This is a genomic window from Actinacidiphila acidipaludis (assembly GCF_019890725.1).
In the GTDB taxonomy this organism is placed as follows: Bacteria; Actinomycetota; Actinomycetes; order Streptomycetales; family Streptomycetaceae; genus Actinacidiphila; species Actinacidiphila acidipaludis.
Map to the genome: position 1 here is coordinate 40,373 of NZ_JAINZZ010000032.1, position 17,602 is coordinate 57,974.

The 17,602-nt window shown below is 71.8% G+C and carries 17 protein-coding genes; 13 read left to right on the top strand and 4 right to left on the bottom strand.

Annotated elements, in window-relative coordinates:
- Nucleotides 1-19: 19 nt before the first annotated feature.
- Entirely contained in the window at nucleotides 20-691 is a 672-nt protein-coding gene (locus K7862_RS23095; RefSeq protein WP_222965587.1) for a response regulator, read from the bottom strand.
- 13 nt (nucleotides 692-704) lie between these two features.
- A complete protein-coding gene (locus K7862_RS23100; RefSeq protein ID WP_262413657.1) occupies nucleotides 705-1,517 on the bottom strand; it encodes a RecB family exonuclease in 813 nt (270 codons plus the stop codon).
- Nucleotides 1,518-1,760: 243 nt separating this feature from the next.
- On the opposite strand from K7862_RS23100, the gene K7862_RS23105 reads away from it, so the two are divergent.
- The 3 genes from K7862_RS23105 to K7862_RS23115 all read left to right on the top strand — a co-directional run bounded on the left by K7862_RS23105 (nucleotide 1,761) and on the right by K7862_RS23115 (nucleotide 4,807).
- The gene (locus tag K7862_RS23105) at nucleotides 1,761-3,020 is read left to right on the top strand and encodes a site-2 protease family protein (RefSeq protein ID WP_222965648.1); all 1,260 of its coding nucleotides are present in this window, start codon (nucleotides 1,761-1,763) and stop codon (nucleotides 3,018-3,020) included.
- A gap of 52 nt (nucleotides 3,021-3,072) precedes the next feature.
- Nucleotides 3,073-3,984 carry a tRNA (adenine-N1)-methyltransferase gene (locus K7862_RS23110; RefSeq protein ID WP_222965591.1) on the top strand — a complete coding sequence of 304 codons (912 nt, stop codon included), beginning with the start codon at nucleotides 3,073-3,075 and terminating at the stop codon, nucleotides 3,982-3,984.
- A gap of 226 nt (nucleotides 3,985-4,210) precedes the next feature.
- Entirely contained in the window at nucleotides 4,211-4,807 is a 597-nt protein-coding gene (locus K7862_RS23115) for a hypothetical protein (RefSeq protein WP_222965593.1), read from the top strand.
- Between the two features lie 9 nt (nucleotides 4,808-4,816).
- Here K7862_RS23115 and K7862_RS23120 read toward each other — a convergent pair whose 3' ends face one another.
- A complete protein-coding gene (locus K7862_RS23120) occupies nucleotides 4,817-5,122 on the bottom strand; it encodes a ferredoxin (protein ID WP_222965595.1) in 306 nt (101 codons plus the stop codon).
- A gap of 263 nt (nucleotides 5,123-5,385) precedes the next feature.
- On the opposite strand from K7862_RS23120, the gene arc reads away from it, so the two are divergent.
- From arc to prcA, 5 genes are all read left to right on the top strand, one after another.
- Nucleotides 5,386-7,152, top strand: coding sequence for a proteasome ATPase (arc, locus tag K7862_RS23125; protein WP_222965597.1), 1,767 nt, complete (start codon nucleotides 5,386-5,388; stop codon nucleotides 7,150-7,152).
- Nucleotides 7,153-7,246: 94 nt separating this feature from the next.
- Nucleotides 7,247-8,758: a depupylase/deamidase Dop gene (dop, locus tag K7862_RS23130; RefSeq protein WP_222965599.1), complete on the top strand. Its 1,512-nt coding sequence runs from the start codon at nucleotides 7,247-7,249 to the stop codon at nucleotides 8,756-8,758.
- Nucleotides 8,759-8,925: 167 nt separating this feature from the next.
- Nucleotides 8,926-9,144, top strand: a complete 219-nt coding sequence (locus K7862_RS23135) for a ubiquitin-like protein Pup (protein WP_222965601.1) — start codon at nucleotides 8,926-8,928, stop codon at nucleotides 9,142-9,144.
- 109 nt (nucleotides 9,145-9,253) lie between these two features.
- Nucleotides 9,254-10,102 carry a proteasome subunit beta gene (gene prcB / locus K7862_RS23140; protein ID WP_222965603.1) on the top strand — a complete coding sequence of 283 codons (849 nt, stop codon included), beginning with the start codon at nucleotides 9,254-9,256 and terminating at the stop codon, nucleotides 10,100-10,102.
- A 77-nt stretch (nucleotides 10,103-10,179) separates the two neighbouring features.
- Nucleotides 10,180-10,959 (top strand): proteasome subunit alpha, encoded by a 780-nt coding sequence (gene prcA, locus K7862_RS23145; protein WP_222965605.1) that lies wholly within the window; start codon nucleotides 10,180-10,182, stop codon nucleotides 10,957-10,959.
- A gap of 85 nt (nucleotides 10,960-11,044) precedes the next feature.
- On the opposite strand, the gene K7862_RS23150 is transcribed toward prcA, so the two are convergent.
- Entirely contained in the window at nucleotides 11,045-12,076 is a 1,032-nt protein-coding gene (locus K7862_RS23150; RefSeq protein WP_308012132.1) for a LacI family DNA-binding transcriptional regulator, read from the bottom strand.
- 290 nt (nucleotides 12,077-12,366) lie between these two features.
- On the opposite strand from K7862_RS23150, the gene K7862_RS23155 reads away from it, so the two are divergent.
- The 5 genes from K7862_RS23155 (at nucleotide 12,367) to K7862_RS23175 (ending at nucleotide 17,602) form a co-directional block, all read left to right on the top strand.
- Complete coding sequence (locus K7862_RS23155; protein WP_222965609.1) at nucleotides 12,367-13,614, top strand: MFS transporter; 1,248 nt, start codon at nucleotides 12,367-12,369, stop codon at nucleotides 13,612-13,614.
- A 9-nt stretch (nucleotides 13,615-13,623) separates the two neighbouring features.
- Nucleotides 13,624-14,985: a Pup--protein ligase gene (pafA, locus tag K7862_RS23160; RefSeq protein WP_222965611.1), complete on the top strand. Its 1,362-nt coding sequence runs from the start codon at nucleotides 13,624-13,626 to the stop codon at nucleotides 14,983-14,985.
- Between the two features lie 86 nt (nucleotides 14,986-15,071).
- Nucleotides 15,072-16,070: an FKBP-type peptidyl-prolyl cis-trans isomerase gene (locus tag K7862_RS23165; protein ID WP_222965613.1), complete on the top strand. Its 999-nt coding sequence runs from the start codon at nucleotides 15,072-15,074 to the stop codon at nucleotides 16,068-16,070.
- Between the two features lie 40 nt (nucleotides 16,071-16,110).
- Nucleotides 16,111-16,482: an FKBP-type peptidyl-prolyl cis-trans isomerase gene (locus K7862_RS23170; protein ID WP_222965615.1), complete on the top strand. Its 372-nt coding sequence runs from the start codon at nucleotides 16,111-16,113 to the stop codon at nucleotides 16,480-16,482.
- Between the two features lie 178 nt (nucleotides 16,483-16,660).
- Nucleotides 16,661-17,602 (top strand): helix-turn-helix transcriptional regulator, encoded by a 942-nt coding sequence (locus K7862_RS23175; protein WP_222965617.1) that lies wholly within the window; start codon nucleotides 16,661-16,663, stop codon nucleotides 17,600-17,602.

Consider the following 17,602-nt stretch of genomic DNA (forward strand, 5'->3'; position numbering starts at 1 on the left):
GCGCAGGCGGGTCCGGCCCTCAGCTCGCGCCGGGCCGCACCAGGCCGCTCTCGTACGCGTACACCGCCGCCTGCACCCGGTCGCGCAGCGCCAGCTTGGTCAGCACATGGCCGACGTGGGTCTTCACCGTCGTCTCGCTGACGAACAGCTCGGCGGCGATCTCCGCGTTCGACAGTCCGCGGGCCACGAGTTTGAGCACCTCGACCTCGCGTTCGGTCAGCGCGTTCAGCGGCTGCGGCACCGCCTCCTCGCCGGACGGCAGCCGCCCCGCGTACTTGTCCAGCAGCCGGCGGGTGATGCTGGGGGCCAGCATGGCCTCGCCCGCGGCGACCACCCGGATCGCCTGGACCAGCTCCGCGGCCGGTGCGTCCTTCAGCAGGAAGCCGCTCGCCCCGGCCCGCAGCGCCTCCACCACGTACTCGTCGAGGTCGAAGGTGGTGAGCACCAGGACCTTCGCCGGGCCCGAGCGGTCGGGACCGGTGATCTGCCGGGTCGCCTCGACCCCGTCCATCCGGGGCATCCGGATGTCCATCAGGACCACGTCGGGCTGCAGCGCCCGCACCTGGTCCAGCGCCTGCTGGCCGTCACCGGCCTCGCCCACCACCGCCAGGTCCGGCTCCGCCTCCAGGATCATCCGGAACCCGGTGCGCAACAGGGGCTGATCGTCCACCAGCAGGACGCGAATAGCCACGGGTACTCCTTTGCTAGACCGAGCCATTCTCGCCCACGACGGGCAGGAGTCCCGGATTTTCCGCCAGCGGGTACGGCGGGGGAGTCCCGCCGAATTCGGGACAGAACGCCTGGTGGTCGCACCAGCCGCACAGGGGGCCGCGCTTCGGCCGCCACTCACCGCTGCCGGTCGCCTCGGTGATCGCCTGCCACAGCGCCAGCAGCTTGCGCTCGGTGCGCAGCAGGTCGGTCTCCGTCGGGTCGTACGTCAGCAGGTCCCCGCTGCCGAGGTAGACCAGCTGCAGCCGCCGGGGCACCACACCGCGCAGCCGCCACAGCACCAGCGCGTAGAACTTCATCTGGAACAGCGGTTCCTCGGCGTACTCCGGCCGCGGCGCCTTGCCGGTCTTGTAGTCCACCACCCGCAGGTCGCCGGTGGCGGGGGCGACGTCCAGCCGGTCCACGTAGCCGCGCAGCGTCAGCCCGGACTCCAGCACCGTCTCCACGTACAGCTCGCGCTCCGCGGGCTCCAGACGCGTCGGGTCCTCCAGCGCGAACCAGCGCTCCACCAGTCGCTCGGCGCTCTGCAGCCAGGCCGCCAGCGCCGCCGGGTCGGCCGCGCCCTCGGCGGCCGTGAAGAGCCCGTCCAGCTCGGGCCGGGCCGCGCGCAGCCGCTCCCACTCGCCGGCCACCATCGACCGGGCCCGGTCCGCGGTCCGCTCGGCCGCGGGCGCGTCGAAGAGCCGCTCCAGCACCGCATGCACCACCGTGCCGCGGGTGGCCGCCTCGCTGGGCTTCTCCGGCAGCCGGTCGATCACCCGCAGCCGGTACAGCAGCGGGCAGCGCATGAAGTCCGCGGCCCGCGAGGGCGACAGCGACGACGGCGGCCGCGACGGGGTCTGCCGGGCCGGCCGGCCGGGCTCGTCCGGCGGGCTGCTCTGGGCGGGGATCTCCATGGCCCGACCCTATTGCCTGGCACTGACAGCGACGCCCGGCGGCCCGGCCGGGGGCGGCGCGGCGCGGCGGGCCGACGGTGCCCGCGTCGTCCGATGGCCAGGGCAATAGCATGGTCGCAGAGCCCCTCGTGCCGCATGATCGGTGCGGGGGACTGCGTCGAACGAGGGGAACCAGTGAGCGAGAGCGGTCGGCCGCCGTCGGACAACAGCAGCCCTCCGGGCCGGGCCGGCAACGGCACCTCCGCCGGGCCCCCGAGGGAGCCGGGCGGCGGCATCCTGATGGGGCGCTTCTTCGGCGTGCCCATCTACGTCGCGCCCAGCTGGTTCCTGGTGGCCGCGCTGATCACCTGGGTCTTCGGCGGGCAGCTGGACACCGTGCTGCCCGAGCTGGGCAGCGTCCGCTACCTGGTCTCGCTCTTCTTCGCGGTGGCCTTCTACGCCTCGGTGCTGGTCCACGAGCTCGCCCACACCGTCGCCGCGCTGCGCTTCAAGCTGCCGGTGCGCCGGATCCAGCTCCAGTTCTTCGGCGGCGTCTCGGAGATCGAGAAGGAGTCCGACAGCCCCGGCCGCGAGTTCGTGCTGGCCTTCGTCGGGCCGCTGCTGTCGCTGGTGCTGGCGGCGATCTTCTGGGGCGGCATGCAGCTGGTGGAGTCCGGGACGGTGCCCGGGGTGCTGCTGGCCGGCCTCATGGTCAGCAACCTCATCGTCGCGATCTTCAACTTCCTGCCCGGGCTGCCGCTGGACGGCGGCCGGATGCTGCGGGCCGTGGTGTGGAAGATCAGCGGCCGGGCGATGACCGGCACCGTCGCGGCCGCCTGGGTCGGCCGCGCCCTCGCCCTCGCGGTGCTGATCGGGCTGCCGCTGCTGTCCTACCGCGGCGGCATCGACGGCAGCAGCAGCTCCGACTCGCTGACCGACGCGCTGCTGGCGGCGATCCTGGCCGCCATCATCTGGACCGGCGCCGGCAACAGCCTGCGGATGGCCCGGCTGCGCGAGCGGCTGCCCGGGCTGCAGGCCCGCACCCTGACCCGCCGGGCCGTGCCGGTGGCCTCCGACACCCCGCTGTCCGAGGCGCTGCGCCGGGCCAACGAGGCCGGCGCCCGCGCCCTGGTCGTGGTCGACGGCCGGGGCGACCCCACGGCCCTGGTCCGGGAGTCCGCGATCGTCACCGTGCCCGAGCACCGCAGGCCCTGGGTCGCGGTCAGCGGCCTCGCCCAGGACCTCACGCCCGGCATGCGGGTGTCCACGGAACTGGCCGGAGAGGACCTGCTGGACCGGCTGCGGGCGACGCCGTCCACCGAGTACCTGGTCGTCGAGCCGACCGGGGAGATCTACGGGGTGCTGTCCACCGCCGACGTGGAGCGGGCGTTCCTGGCCGCGATGTCCCGGGCCTGAGGCCCCCGGCCCGCGGGACGGGCACCCCCGTTCGAGCCACTAGACTCGACGCATGTCCGAACCGACTGGTGCCGCCCGCCGTCGCGGGCCCTTCAAAGTCGGGGACCAGGTCCAGCTCACCGACCCCAAGGGACGCCACTACACCTTCACGCTCGAAGCCGGAAAGCAGTTCCACACCCACAAGGGCGCTTTCCCGCACGACGAGCTGATCGGTGCCCCCGAGGGCAGTGTGGTCCGAACCACGGGAAACGTCGCCTACCTCGCGCTGCGCCCCCTGCTCCCCGACTACGTCCTGTCCATGCCCCGCGGTGCCGCCGTGGTCTACCCCAAGGACGCGGGGCAGATCCTGGCGATGGCCGACATCTTCCCCGGCGCGCGCGTCGTCGAGGCGGGGGTGGGCTCGGGATCGCTGAGCAGCTTCCTGCTGCGGGCGATCGGCGACCAGGGGATGCTGCACAGCTACGAGCGCCGGGCCGACTTCGCCGAGATCGCCACCCAGAACGTCGAGCGCTACTTCGGCGGCCCGCACCCGGCCTGGCAGCTCACCGTCGGCGACCTCCAGGACAACCTCTCGGACACCGACGTCGACCGCGTCATCCTCGACATGCTGGCGCCCTGGGAGTGCCTGGAGGCCGTCTCCAAGGCGCTGGTGCCCGGCGGCATCCTCTGCGCCTACGTGGCCACCACCACCCAGCTCGCGCGCACCGTCGAGGCGATCCGCGAGCACGGCACCTTCAACGAGCCGGCGGCCTGGGAGACCATGGTCCGCACCTGGCACGTCGAGGGCCTGGCCGTCCGCCCCGACCACCGCATGATCGGGCACACCGGCTTCCTGCTCACCGCCCGGCGTCTCGCCGACGGCGTCGAGCCGCCGCTGCGCCGCCGCCGGCCCGCCAAGGGCGCGTACGGCGAGGACTACGCCGGCCCCGGAAGCGGAAGCGGGGGCTCCACCGCCGAGCGCTGAGCCCGCCGCGATCACAGCGTGATCGCCTGCGGAGAATTCCGGCCAACTTCACCGCGCCGCCGCCGGTTTGCCCCTTCACGGGCACCGGCGGCGGCGCGGTCGTGCGTCCGCGGGGAGCGCCGGCGTGATCGCCGCGGAACGGACCCGCCCCCGCCGTTCCCGCCGCGTGTGATGTGTGGCACCATGCTGGCCACCCCCGCAGATCGCAACCCCAGGAGACAGGCGCGTGCAGCCCTCCGCAGGCCCGGCCCTCCCGCACACCCACAGCCGCACGGTGCACTGGCTGACGACGGCCGCCGCCCTCGGGGCCGTCGTGGGCGTGGTGGCCCTGGTGCAGCCCGCCGACGCCTCGGTGACGGGCGCCGCGGCCACCCCCGGACCCACCGCCACCCAGCGGCCCGCCCGCCCGGTGCCCGCCCCGGACCCCAAGGCGGCCGCGTACCCGATGGACTGCCCGCCCGGCGCGGGGGTCGACGTCGTCGAGCACGTCTCCGGGGACCTGGACGGCGACGGCCGGCCGGAGACCGTCGCGGTGGTGCGCTGCCACTCGGAGACGGGTACCCCGCCGAGCGGCGTCTACATCCTGTCCTCGGCGACCACCGCGGGCGCGGCGCCCAAGGTCGCGCAGATGCTGGTGAACCCCAAGGACGACCGCGAGATCAGCGACTTCCGGCTGGAGGGCCGCACCGTCAGGGCGACCGTCCTCGGCTTCTCCGGCGCGACGGTCCCGCGCTGCTGCCCGGACCTGCAGCGCGGCTACTCCTGGGAGTGGCGCGACGGCCGCTACGTGGCCCTGCCGGGGCCCGCGGCCAACAGCGTCTGACCGGCGCGGCTACTCCGCGTCGGGGCCGTAGACCTCGACGTGATCGGCCCTGCGCCGCACGTGGATGCAGTCGCCCGGGCAGTCCTTGGCGGAGTCCGCCACGTCCCGCACGAGTGCCAGTGGTACGGGTACCGTGGCACCAGGGGACTGCAGAAGCTCCGCCTCCTCGCCCTCCGCGGCGGGCCCCTTCACATAGGCCAGCCCGTCGATGTCCAGCTCGAAGACCTCGGGCGCGTACTGGACACAGATCCCGTCGCCGGTGCACAGGTCCTGGTCGATCCAGACCTCGAGCGCCTCGGCCGTCTCGTTGCTCACGGAACCCCATCCCTGCGTTCGTCGTTCGGGAAGTAATCGGGAAAGTCTTCGGGAAGCAACAGCCCCCGACGGCTGTTGACGCAAACGACGATACAACCGGCGGCTTTCGGATGGAGATCGGCGGGTATCTCAGTGGCGGAGGGACGTGCGCAAGGGTGAAGATCGGACACACCGCGATCGTCTTTGTGATCTAGGGGTTTCAACCCCTACCAGCCCAGGTAGGGTCTGGGAACGTCCAGCTCCCCTTGGAGGAGGTGAGGACCGTGGCGGCCCACGACGACGACATCAACCGTGGCGGCCGACCCGCCCGTGGATCGGAAGATCCCATGGGCCAGGTCGCCTTTCTTGAGCAGGAGATCGCCGTCCTGCGACGCAAGCTCGCCGACTCTCCGCGGCACACGAGGATTCTCGAGGAGCGGATCGTCGAGCTGCAGACCAATCTGGCGGGCGTCTCCGCGCAGAACGAACGGCTGGCGAACACCCTCCGCGAGGCCCGCGACCAGATCGTGGCCCTCAAGGAAGAGGTCGACCGGCTCGCGCAGCCGCCCGCCGGCTTCGGCGTGTTCCTGCAGGGCAACGACGACGGGACGGCGGACATCTTCACCGGCGGGCGCAAGCTCCGGGTGAACGTCAGCCCGTCCGTCGAGCTCGACGAGCTGCGGCGCGGCCAGGAGCTGATGCTCAACGAAGCGCTCAACGTGGTCGAGGCCATGGAGTTCGAGAGCATCGGCGACATCGTCACCCTCAAGGAGATCCTGGAGGACGGCGAGCGCGCCCTGGTCATCGGGCACACCGACGAGGAGCGCGTGGTCCGGCTCGCCGAGCCGCTGCGCCAGATCCCGCTGCGCGCCGGTGACGCACTGCTGCTCGAACCCCGCTCGGGATACGTGTACGAGCGCGTGCCCAAGAGCGAGGTCGAGGAACTCGTCCTGGAAGAGGTGCCGGACATCGACTACCGGCAGATCGGCGGCCTGGGCAACCAGATCGAACAGATCCGGGACGCGGTCGAACTCCCGTACCTGCACGCCGAACTGTTCCGCGAGTACGAACTGCGGCCGCCCAAGGGTGTGCTGCTGTACGGCCCGCCCGGATGCGGCAAGACGCTGATCGCCAAGGCGGTGGCCAACTCCCTGGCCAAGAAGGTCGCCGAGGTGACCGGGCAGCCGCAGGGCAAGAGCTACTTCCTCAACATCAAGGGCCCGGAGCTGCTCAACAAGTACGTCGGCGAGACCGAGCGGCAGATCCGCCTGGTCTTCCAGCGGGCCCGGGAGAAGGCCAGCGAGGGCACCCCGGTCATCGTCTTCTTCGACGAGATGGAGTCGCTGTTCCGCACCCGCGGCAGCGGCGTCAGCTCGGACGTGGAGAACACCATCGTTCCGCAGCTGCTCGCCGAGATCGACGGCGTCGAGGGCCTGGAGAACGTCATCGTCATCGGCGCCTCCAACCGCGAGGACATGATCGACCCGGCGATCCTGCGGCCCGGCCGGCTCGACGTGAAGATCAAGATCGAGCGTCCGGACGCCGAGGCGGCCAAGGACATCTTCTCCAAGTACCTGCTCGACACGCTCCCGCTGCACAGCGAGGACCTCGCCGAGCACGGCGGGTCCACGGCGGCCACGGTGGACGCCATGATCCAGTCCGTGGTGGAGCGGATGTACTCCGAGACCGAGGAGAACCGGTTCCTGGAGGTCACCTACGCCAACGGTGACAAGGAGGTCCTGTACTTCAAGGACTTCAACTCCGGAGCCATGATCCAGAACATCGTGGACCGGGCCAAGAAGATGGCGATCAAGGACTTCCTGGACCACAGCCAGCGCGGCATGCGCGTCTCCCACCTGCTCGCGGCCTGCGTCGACGAGTTCAAGGAGAACGAGGACCTGCCGAACACCACCAATCCCGACGACTGGGCGAGGATCTCCGGTAAGAAGGGCGAACGGATCGTGTTCATCCGCACCCTGGTCACCGGAAAGCAGGGAGCCGACACGGGGCGCTCCATCGACACCGTGGCGAACACCGGACAGTATCTGTAAGCACTACCCTCCGGCTGCGGGGCCCCACAGACGGGTGCCCGCAGCCGGTGTGTTTTCCGGCCCGGAGGGGCCGGAGCCGGGCAAGGAGGGCCGCATGACCGTACGGCGAGTAATGGGCATCGAGACGGAGTACGGGATCTCCGTCCCCGGCCACCCCAACGCCAATGCCATGCTCACCTCGTCCCAGATCGTCAACGCGTACGCGGCGGCGATGCACCGGGCCCGCCGGGCCCGCTGGGACTTCGAGGAGGAGAACCCGCTGCGGGACGCCCGCGGCTTCGATCTCGCCCGGGAGGCGGCGGACTCCACCCAGCTCACCGACGAGGACATCGGCCTGGCCAACGTCATCCTCACCAACGGTGCCCGGCTCTACGTCGACCACGCGCACCCCGAGTACTCCTCGCCGGAGATCACCAACCCGCGGGACGCGGTGCTGTGGGACAAGGCGGGGGAGCGGATCATGGCCGAGGCGGCGCTGCGGGCGTCCCAGCTGCCCGGCGCCCAGCCGATCCACCTGTACAAGAACAACACCGACAACAAGGGCGCGTCCTACGGCACGCACGAGAACTACCTGATGAAGCGGGAGACCCCCTTCTCGGACATCGTGCGGCACCTGACGCCGTTCTTCGTCTCCCGGCAGGTGGTGACCGGCGCCGGCCGCGTCGGCATCGGCCAGGACGGCCACGAGGACGGGTTCCAGATCAGCCAGCGGGCGGACTACTTCGAGGTCGAGGTCGGCCTGGAGACCACCCTCAAGCGGCCCATCATCAACACCCGCGACGAACCCCACTCCGACGCCGAGAAGTACCGGCGCCTGCACGTGATCATCGGGGACGCCAACCTCTCCGAGATCTCGACCTACCTCAAGCTCGGCACCACCGCGCTGGTGCTGTCCATGATCGAGGACGGCTTCATCAAGGTCGACCTGGCCGTGGACCAGCCGGTGCGGACCCTGCACGAGGTCTCCCACGACCCGACCCTGCACCAGCTCATCACGCTGCGTAACGGCCGCACCCTCACCGCGGTACAACTCCAGATGGAGTACTTCGAGCTCGCCCGCAAGTACACCGAGGAGCGGTACGGCGCGGACGCGGACGCGCAGACCAGGGACGTCCTCACCCGCTGGGAGGACGTGCTGAACCGCCTGGAGAACGACCCGATGAGCCTGGCCGGCGAGCTGGACTGGATCGCCAAGCGGGAGGTGCTGGAGGGCTACCGGCGCCGGGACGGCCTGGGCTGGGACGCCGCGCGGCTGCACCTGGTGGACCTGCAGTACGCCGACGTGCGGCCCGACAAGGGCCTGTACAACCGCCTGGTGGCCCGCGGCCGCATCCGGCGGCTGCTGGACGAGCCGGAGGTCCTGCGGGCCGTCCAGGAGCCTCCGGAGGACACCAGGGCGTACTTCCGCGGCCGCTGCCTCGAGCAGTACGCGGACGACGTCGCGGCGGCCTCCTGGGACTCGGTCATCTTCGACCTGCCCGGCCGTGACTCGCTGCAGCGCGTGCCCACGCTGGAGCCGCTGCGGGGCACCCGCAACCACGTCAAGGAGCTGCTCGACCGCTGCCGCACCGCCGAGGAGCTGGTCCGGATCCTGTCCGGGGGCTGACCCGCGGCTGAAACGGCCCGGAATCGGGAAACAACCCAGTGGCAGTCGTACGTTGAGGTAATCGAGCGCCGATGTCGGACCGTGCTTGTAGGGTCTGATCTTGTACCGGGAGCACGGACTCATGTACGGCAGGTAACCGAGCGCACGAAACGAGCGGGGTGAGGGACATGGCTACGAAGGACACCGACGGCGGACAGCAGAAGGCGACGCGTTCCACCGAAGAGGTCGAGGAGGTCCAGCAGGACGACCAGGCGGCCGCCGACCTCAAGGAACGCCACGAGAAGCTCTCGGACGACGTGGACTCCGTCCTGGACGAGATCGACGACGTCCTCGAGGAGAACGCGGAGGACTTCGTCCGCTCGTTCGTCCAGAAGGGCGGCGAGTAGCCGCTCACCCCTCCAGCCGCCCCGCAGCCCCACGGACCGCGGGGCGGATGGATTTCCGGGCGGCGGGTAGGGTCCGTACCGACTCCCATGATCGTGTGGAAGGAATCGCGTGGAAGCCAACACTCGCAGCACCACCGGGCGTCTGCCGGCCGCCTTCCTGACGCCCGGCTCGTCCTCGTTCCTCGACTTCCTGGGCGACCACTCGCCCGAGCTGCTGCCGGGGAACCGCACGCTGCCGCCCGTGAAGGGCGCGGTCGAACTCCCGCACGGCACGACCATCGTGGCCGCCACGTTCGCCGGGGGCGTGGTGCTCGCGGGTGACCGCCGCGCCACGATGGGCAACGTCATCGCCCAGCGCGACATCGAGAAGGTCTTCCCGGCCGACGAGTACTCCGCGGTGGGCATCGCCGGCACCGCGGGCCTCGCGGTGGAGATGGTCAAGCTGTTCCAGCTCGAGCTGGAGCACTACGAGAAGATCGAGGGCGCCACGCTCTCCCTGGAGGGCAAGGCCAACCGGCTGTCCACCATGATCCGCGGCAACCTCGGCATGGCCCTGCAGGGCCTGGCCGTGGTGCCGATGTTCGCCGGCTACGACACCGATCGCGAGAAGGGCCGGATCTTCTCCTACGACGTGACCGGCGGCCGCAGCGAGGAGCTGGGCTTCGCGGCCACCGGCTCCGGCTCGGTCTACGCCCGCGGTTCCCTGAAGAAGCTCTACCGGCACGACCTCACCGAGCGTCAGATGGTGACCGCCGTGGTCCAGGCCCTCTACGACGCGGCGGACGACGACGCGGCCACCGGCGGCCCCGACCTGACCCGCAAGATCTTCCCGATCGTCTCGGTGATCACCGAGGACGGCTTCCGCAGGCTCAGTGAGGCCGAGGTCTCCGAGATCGCCCACTCGGTGCTGGACGGGCGCCTGGAACGGCCGGACGGACCGCAGGCGCAGGTGCTGTGACGGCCCGCCACGTGACAGGCGGTCACGCACCGCATCTCCCGTCTCCCTCAGCGCCAGCAGAAAGGCACGGTTAGCCGGTGTCCACGCCCTTTTACGTCTCGCCGCAGCAGGCCATGGCGGACCGCGCCGAGTACGCCCGCAAGGGCATCGCCCGCGGCCGCAGCGTCGTCGTGCTGCAGTACGCGGACGGCATCGTGTTCGTCGCGGAGAACCCCTCCCGGGCGCTGCACAAGGTCAGCGAGATCTACGACCGGATCGCGTTCGCCGCGGTCGGCAAGTACAACGAGTTCGAGAACCTGCGGATCGGCGGCGTGCGCTACGCCGACCTGCGCGGTTTCACCTACGACCGCGAGGACGTCACGGCCCGCGGCCTGGCCAACGTATACGCCCAGACGCTGGGCACCATCTTCTCCAGCGTCGGCGAGAAACCGTACGAGGTGGAGCTGATCGTCGCCGAGGTGGGGGCCGCCCCCGAGGACGACCAGATCTACCGCCTGCCGCACGACGGCTCCATCGTGGACGAGCACGGCGCGGTCGCGGTCGGCGGCAACTCCGACCAGATCGGCAGCTACCTGGACCAGCGGCACCGCGACGGCATGACGCTGGCCGAGGCGCTGGCGCTGGCCGTGGAGTCGCTGAGCCGCGACAACAACGGCAGCGACCGGCAGCTGACCGCCGAGCAGCTCGAGGTCGCGGTGCTCGACCGCACCCGGCCGCAGCAGCGCAAGTTCAAGCGGGTCCTGGGCCGCCAGCTCTCGCGTCTGCTGGAGACGGACTCCGCCGGCGGGACCGGCGCGGCCACCGCCCCCACCGACGACACGCCGCCCGCGGACGACGCGGCGGACGACGAGGAGTAGGCCGCAGCACCGGCCGGCTCCGGCTGCCGACCGGGCCTGACACCACCCGCGCCCCTGACGGTGCCGCTCCGCCGAGCGGCTCCCGTCAGGGGCGCGGGTGCGCCGGGGGAGCGGTGCTGCCCCGGACCACGAGTTCGACGGGCAGCTCGGCCGGGCGGGGCGAGCCGCCGTCCAGCAGCTCCAGCAGCGCCCGCATGCCGGCCGCACCGACCTCTTCCGCGGGCAGCCGGACCGAGGTGAGTTCCGGGTCCAGCGCGGCGGCCAGCGCCAGGTCGTCGAAGCCCGACACCGACAGGTCGGCCGGGACGCGCAGCCCCAGGCCCCGGGCGGCCTTGCAGGCACCCGCGGCGAGCATGTCGCCGTCGCACAGCAGCGCGGTGGGCCGCGGGCCCGGCGCCGTCAGCGCCCGCATGCCGGCCGCCCGCGCCGCGGCGATGTCCAGCGCGCACCGCTCCGTCGCCAGGACGGCTCCCGGCACGCCGGCCAGCTCGGCGGCCACCGCCTCCGCCCGGGCGCGGAACGTCCAGGTGCCGACGTCGGCCGCGAGATGCGTGATCCGCCGGTGCCCGAGCGCCAGGAGATGGCGGGTCATCTGCCGGATGCCGTCGCCGACCGCCAGATTCACGGTGGGCGGACCGCCTGCCGGCGCGGGATCGCTGTCCAGCATCACCAGCGGCAGCCCGCCGGCCCGGCCGCCGTCGCCGATGCCGGCCAGCGCGTCGGCGGCCATCGAGGAGGCGATCACGCCGTCGATGGCGGCCCGGGCCGAGCCGAACGGGTCGCGGGCCGGCCCGATGCCCTCCGGCGAGGGGTAGAGCACCACGCCGAAGCCGTGCTCGGCGGCCACGCCCGCCACGCCCGCGTAGATCCGGGCGAAGTACTCGTTGGTCAGCGCCGGGACCACCAGCAGGGCGGTCCTGGTGCGGCCCAGCCGCAGGCTGCGCGCCGCCAGGTTGGGCCGGTAGCCGAGCTCGTCGGCGGTGGCCCGCACGGCGAGCGCGGTGCGTTCGGAGACGCGCCCGCGCCACTTGCCGCCCAGCACCAGGGACACCGTCGCCTGCGACACCCCGGCGGCACGCGCCACGTCGCGCGAGGTGGGCCGCGCCGCACCGGTCACGCCGCAACCACCGCAACCGTCACCGACGTCCTCCGCCTCTGCCGTGCCTCTGCCGCACCTCTGCCACATCACTGCCGCACCACCGCCGGATCCTGATGCCCCGGCTTCCGCCGCCCCAGTCTGACGCCCCGGCCCCGGCCACCGCCCACCGCCCACCCGTGCCGTGCCGGCGCCCGGCCGGACCGCGGTGTCTCCCGCTCCGCCGCGGTCCCGCGGGTGGACCCGTGAGCTGCGGCCATGGTACGTATGACCCACTCACGTTATACGTAACACTGACCGGCGGAGGGGCCATGGCGAGCGGATACGGGGACATGCTGCGCACGCCGTACGCCGCGCGGCTGCTCGGCGGCACCCTGCTGGGCCGGCTGCCCAACGCCATGGCCGCCCTGGCCATCGTGCTGTTCCTGCGCTCCCAGGGCGCCGGGTACGGCCTGGCCGGCACCCTGTCGGCCCTGTACGGGCTCGCCGTCGCCGTCGGGCAGCCGCTGCTCGGCCGGGCGGTCGACAAGCGCGGGCAGCCCCGGGTGATGACCGCCGCCGCCCTGCTGTCGGCCGCCGGATTCACCCTGCTGGCCGCCGCCGGCCCCTCCCCGCTGCCGGTGGCGGTCCTGGCCGTCCTGCTGGCCGGGACGGCCACACCGCCCCTGGAGGGCGGTCTTCGGGCGCTGTGGCCCGACGTGCTGGGCGACGGCGAACGGGTGCAGAAGGCGTACGCCCTGGACGCCGCCGCCCAGGAGGTGATGTTCGCGGTCGGGCCGCTGCTGGTGACCGCCGCCGCGGCCGCCGCCTCCCACGCGGCCGCCGTCGTCCTCACCGGCCTGCTCGGCGTGGCAGGCACGCTGGTGGTGGTCACCGCGCGGCCGTCCCGGGCCTGGCGGGCCGAGCCGCGGGAACCGCACTGGCTCGGCGCGCTGCGCTCCCGCGGGCTGGCGGTGCTGCTGGGCGCCTGCCTCTTCGTCGGCATCGCGCTGGGCGCCGTCTCGCTGGCCGCGGTCGCCTACGGCGACGCGCACGGCGGCGGCCCGGTCGCCGCGTACGTGCTGGCCGCCAACGGCGCCGGCGCGCTGACCGGCGGCCTCTGCTACGGCGCCCGGGTGTGGACCGGAGTACCCGAACGGCGGCTTCGGGTGCTGTCCGTCGGTCTGGCCCTCTGCTACCCGCCGCTGGTCCTGGTGCCCGGCCCGGCCCTGATGCTGCCGCTGGCCGCGCTCTCCGGGCTGTTCCTGGCCCCCGCGCTCGCCTGCGCCTTCCTGGTGGTCGACCGGCACGCCCCGGCCGGCACCGTGACGGAGGCGTTCTCCTGGGTGGTGACCGCGGTCGGGGTCGGCGCGGCGCTGGGCACCGCCGTGGCGGGCGTCGCGGCCCAGCACGCGGGCCCCGCGGCGGCCTTCGCCACGGCCGCGGGCGGTGGCGCGGCGGCCCTGCTGGTACTGCTGTGCACCAGCCGAATCCTGACGGTTCCAAACCTCACGGCAGGCTCGGAAAAAGATCGAATCCGTACGGTCGAACCCCGTTTCAGTACCACGCATCAGGCGTAATGTTCAGACATGGACCGCCGCATTTTCGGGCTGGAGAACGAGTACGGCGTCACATGCACGTTCAGGGGACAGCGGCGTCTGTCCCCTGACGAGGTGGCGCGGTACCTCTTCCGCCGTGTCGTGTCATGGGGCCGCAGCAGCAACGTCTTCCTGCGCAATGGGGCCCGCCTCTACCTCGACGTGGGCTCGCACCCGGAGTACGCCACTCCCGAGTGCGACAACGTCACCGAACTCGTCACGCACGACAAGGCCGGGGAACGCATCCTCGAAGGCCTTCTGGTGGACGCCGAACGGCGGCTCCACGAAGAAGGCATCGCCGGCGACGTCTACCTGTTCAAGAACAACACCGACTCCGCGGGCAACTCGTACGGATGCCACGAGAATTACCTCGTGGCCCGGCACGGTGAATTCTCCCGGCTGGCCGACATCCTCATTCCGTTCCTCGTCACCCGGCAACTGCTGTGCGGCGCGGGCAAGGTCCTGCAGACCCCCCGCGGCGCCGTCTACTGCGTGAGCCAGCGCGCCGAGCACATCTGGGAGGGCGTCAGCTCCGCCACCACCCGGTCCAGGCCGATCATCAACACCCGCGACGAGCCGCACGCCGACGCCGAGCGCTACCGCCGGCTGCACGTGATCGTCGGCGACTCCAACATGTCCGAGACCACCATGCTGCTCAAGGTCGGCGCGACCGACCTGGTGCTGCGGATGATCGAGGCCGGCACCGTCATGCGCGACCTCACGCTGGAGAACCCGATCCGGGCCATCCGCGAGGTCAGCCACGACATCACCGGCCGCCGCAAGGTCCGGCTGGCCTCGGGCCGTGAGGCCTCCGCCCTGGAGATCCAGGAGGAGTACTACACCAAGGCGGTGGAGTTCTGTGAGCGCCGCGGCATCCGCAGCGGCGTCATCGACCAGGTGCTGGAGCTGTGGGGCCGCAGCCTCGAGGCCATCGGCAGCGGCGACCTGGACAAGATCGGCACCGAGATCGACTGGGTGATGAAGTACCAGCTCATCGAGCGCTACCGCAACCGGGACAACATCACCATGTCCCACCCGCGGGTCGCCCAGATCGACCTCGCCTACCACGACATCCACCGCCGCCGCGGGCTGTACTACCTGCTGGAGCGCAAGGGCCAGGCCAAGCGGATCTGCAGCGACCTGAAGATCTTCGAGGCCAAGTCCGTGCCGCCGCAGACCACCAGGGCGCGGCTGCGCGGGGACTTCATCCGGCGGGCCCAGGAGCAGCGGCGTGACTTCACCGTCGACTGGGTGCACCTCAAGCTCAACGACCAGGCACAGCGCACCGTTCTGTGCAAGGACCCGTTCCGCTCGGTGGACGACCGCGTGGAGAAGCTGATCGCCGGGATGTGACCGGGGCGGCGTACGGCACACCGTAGGGTGTGGGGCGGCACTCCCGACCCGCCAGCCCCACACCCGACGAACCCCTGAGGAACACCGTGCGCCGACGCTCCGTACTGCTCGCCGTGCCCGCGCTCATGCTGACCGCCGCAGGCTGCGGCAGCAGTGACAAGAAGAGCGACTCGGCGTCGTCCCCCTCGCCGTCCGGCGCCACGCCCACGTCCTCCGCGACGCCCAAGCCGACGATCGTCAGCGGGCCCGTCCCGGCCATCACCGCGGGCACGAAGTTCAACGAGAAGCCCACCGTGGCCAAGGGCACCGTCACTCCTTCGAAGGATCTTGCCGTCAAGACGGTCATCCAGGGCGACGGCCCGGCGATCGCGGCCGGCGACTACGTCCAGGTGAACTACCTCGGCCAGATCTGGGACACCGCCAAGGTCTTCGACACCTCCTTCGGCCGCGGCCCGTACACCAACGTGATCGGCGAGGGGAAGGTCATCCCGGGCTGGGACCAGGGCCTGGTCGGCCAGAAGGTGCACAGCCGGGTGGAGCTGGCCATCCCGCCGTCCCTCGGCTACGGCAGCTCGGGCAACGCCCAGGCGGGCATCAAGGGCACCGACACCCTGGTGTTCGTGGTGGACATCCTGAACCGCTTCAACATCAAGAGCTCCGCCAACGGCAAGGCCGTCCCGCAGAACGACGCCAACCTCCCCAAGGTCGGCGTCAACACCGACGGCAGCGCCCCCTCGGTCACCGTGCCCAAGGGCGTCAAGCCGCCCACCAAGCTCGTCTCCGCCTACGTGCTGGAGGGCGACGGCGCCGCGGTCAAGGCCACCGACACCCTGCTGCTGCAGTACAAGGGCGTGCTGTGGGACGGCGGCAAGGAGTTCGACTCCACCTACAAGAACGGCCAGCTCGCCGCCTTCCCGCTGGCGCAGCTCATCAAGGGCTGGCAGCAGGGCCTGGCCGGCAAGAAGGTCGGCAGCCGCGTGATGCTGGTGACGCCGCCCGATCTGGCCTACGGCAGCCAGGCCCAGGGCGGCATCCCGGCCAACTCCACGCTGGTCTTCACCTTGGACATCCTGGCGGTTCTGTAAGACTGTGCGGGTTGCCCGCACCAGCACAAGGAGCATGTACGTGAGCATCGACAAGCCCGAGGTCGACTTCCCGGGCGGCGAGCCGCCGGCCGAGCTGGAGATCAAGGACATCTGGGAGGGCGACGGCCCGGTCGCGAAGGCCGGGGACACCGTGGCCGTCCACTACGTGGGCGTGGCCTTCTCCACCGGCGAGGAGTTCGACGCGAGCTGGAACCGCGGCGCGCCGCTCCGCTTCCAGCTCGGTGTCGGCCAGGTCATCGCCGGCTGGGACCAGGGCGTGCAGGGCATGAAGGTCGGCGGCCGCCGCCAGCTGACCATCCCCGCCCACCTCGCCTACGGCGACCGCGGCGCCGGAAACGCCATCAAGCCCGGCGAGACGCTGATCTTCGTCTGCGACCTGGTCTCCGTCTGACCGTCTGACGGCGATCGTCTGACGGCGATTATCTGACGGCGATGGCCGGACGACGACCGTCCGCAGGCGAGGCGCGACGCGTCCCGAGGGCCCCCGCCGGACGGCGGGGGCCCTCGGGTTTTGGCAGCGGCGCCGGTAGCGGTACGGTCTGCGAGCGAGGGCGGAAGAAGGGTGCGGGATGGCGATCGCCAAGGCCGAGCGGCTGATGAACCTGGCCCTGTGCCTGATGAACACCCGGCGCCCGGTCAGCAAACGCGAGCTGCGGGCCTCCATCGAGGCGTACCACGAGGTCACGTCCGACGACGCGTTCAACCGGATGTTCGAGCGGGACAAGGACGACCTGCGCGAGCTCGGCCTGGTCATCGACACCGTGGAGAGCCTCGACGGCGAGTTCGGCTACCTCGCCCGCAGCGACCGCAACCGCCTCCCGGACATCGCGCTCGACCCGGAGGAGGCCGCCGCGCTCAGCCTGGCCGCCAAGGTCTGGCAGCAGGCCCGGCTGGCCGAGGCGGCCAGCGGCGCCCTGCAGAAGCTGCGCGCGGCCGGCGTGCCCTACGAGGACGTCAGCAGCGCCCTGGAACCGCGCATCCCCGCCCCCGAGCCCGCCTTCGAGGCGCTGATGGTAGCCACCCGCGAACGCAAGGCGGTGGCCTTCGACTACCGCAAGGCGAACGCCGTGCGGCCCGAGCCGCGACTGGTCGAGCCGTGGGCCCTGGAGTGCTGGCGCGGCCACTGGTACCTCGCCGGGTACGACCGCGACCGCGCCGACGTGCGGGTCTTCCGGCTCTCCCGGATCAGCGGAAAGGTGCGCGCCCGCGGCGCGGCGGCCGCCGAGGTCCCGGACCACGTCGACGTCCGCGAGGCGGTCGCCCGCTGGGCCGGTGAGGGAGCCACCGCGGTGACCGCCCGCATCCGGCTGCGCCGGGACAGCGGCTACCCGCTGCGGGCCCGCGCGGTCGCCACCACCCCGGTGGACGCGGACTGGGACGAGCTGGAGGTCCCCTACGGCCACGGACTGGACGCCTGGCTGGCGGAGTTCGGCCCGGACGTCGTGGTCCTGGCGCCCGAGGAGCTGCGGGCCGAGGTCGTGGACCGGCTGCGCGCCGTGGCCAAGGGCTGA

What these genes read in the sequence shown, in the direction of transcription:
- K7862_RS23155 (WP_222965609.1), top strand. Translation starts at nt 12,367, where the DNA reads ATGGCGAGCGGATACGGGGACATGCTGCGCACGCCGTACGCCGCGCGG.
- K7862_RS23100 (WP_262413657.1), bottom strand. Translation starts at nt 1,517, where the DNA reads ATGCGCTGCCCGCTGCTGTACCGGCTGCGGGTGATCGACCGGCTGCCG.
- K7862_RS23110 (WP_222965591.1), top strand. Translation starts at nt 3,073, where the DNA reads ATGTCCGAACCGACTGGTGCCGCCCGCCGTCGCGGGCCCTTCAAAGTC.
- dop (WP_222965599.1), top strand. Translation starts at nt 7,247, where the DNA reads ATGACCGTACGGCGAGTAATGGGCATCGAGACGGAGTACGGGATCTCC.
- K7862_RS23175 (WP_222965617.1), top strand. Translation starts at nt 16,661, where the DNA reads ATGGCGATCGCCAAGGCCGAGCGGCTGATGAACCTGGCCCTGTGCCTG.
- K7862_RS23105 (WP_222965648.1), top strand. Translation starts at nt 1,761, where the DNA reads ATGATCGGTGCGGGGGACTGCGTCGAACGAGGGGAACCAGTGAGCGAG.
- pafA (WP_222965611.1), top strand. Translation starts at nt 13,624, where the DNA reads ATGGACCGCCGCATTTTCGGGCTGGAGAACGAGTACGGCGTCACATGC.
- K7862_RS23135 (WP_222965601.1), top strand. Translation starts at nt 8,926, where the DNA reads ATGGCTACGAAGGACACCGACGGCGGACAGCAGAAGGCGACGCGTTCC.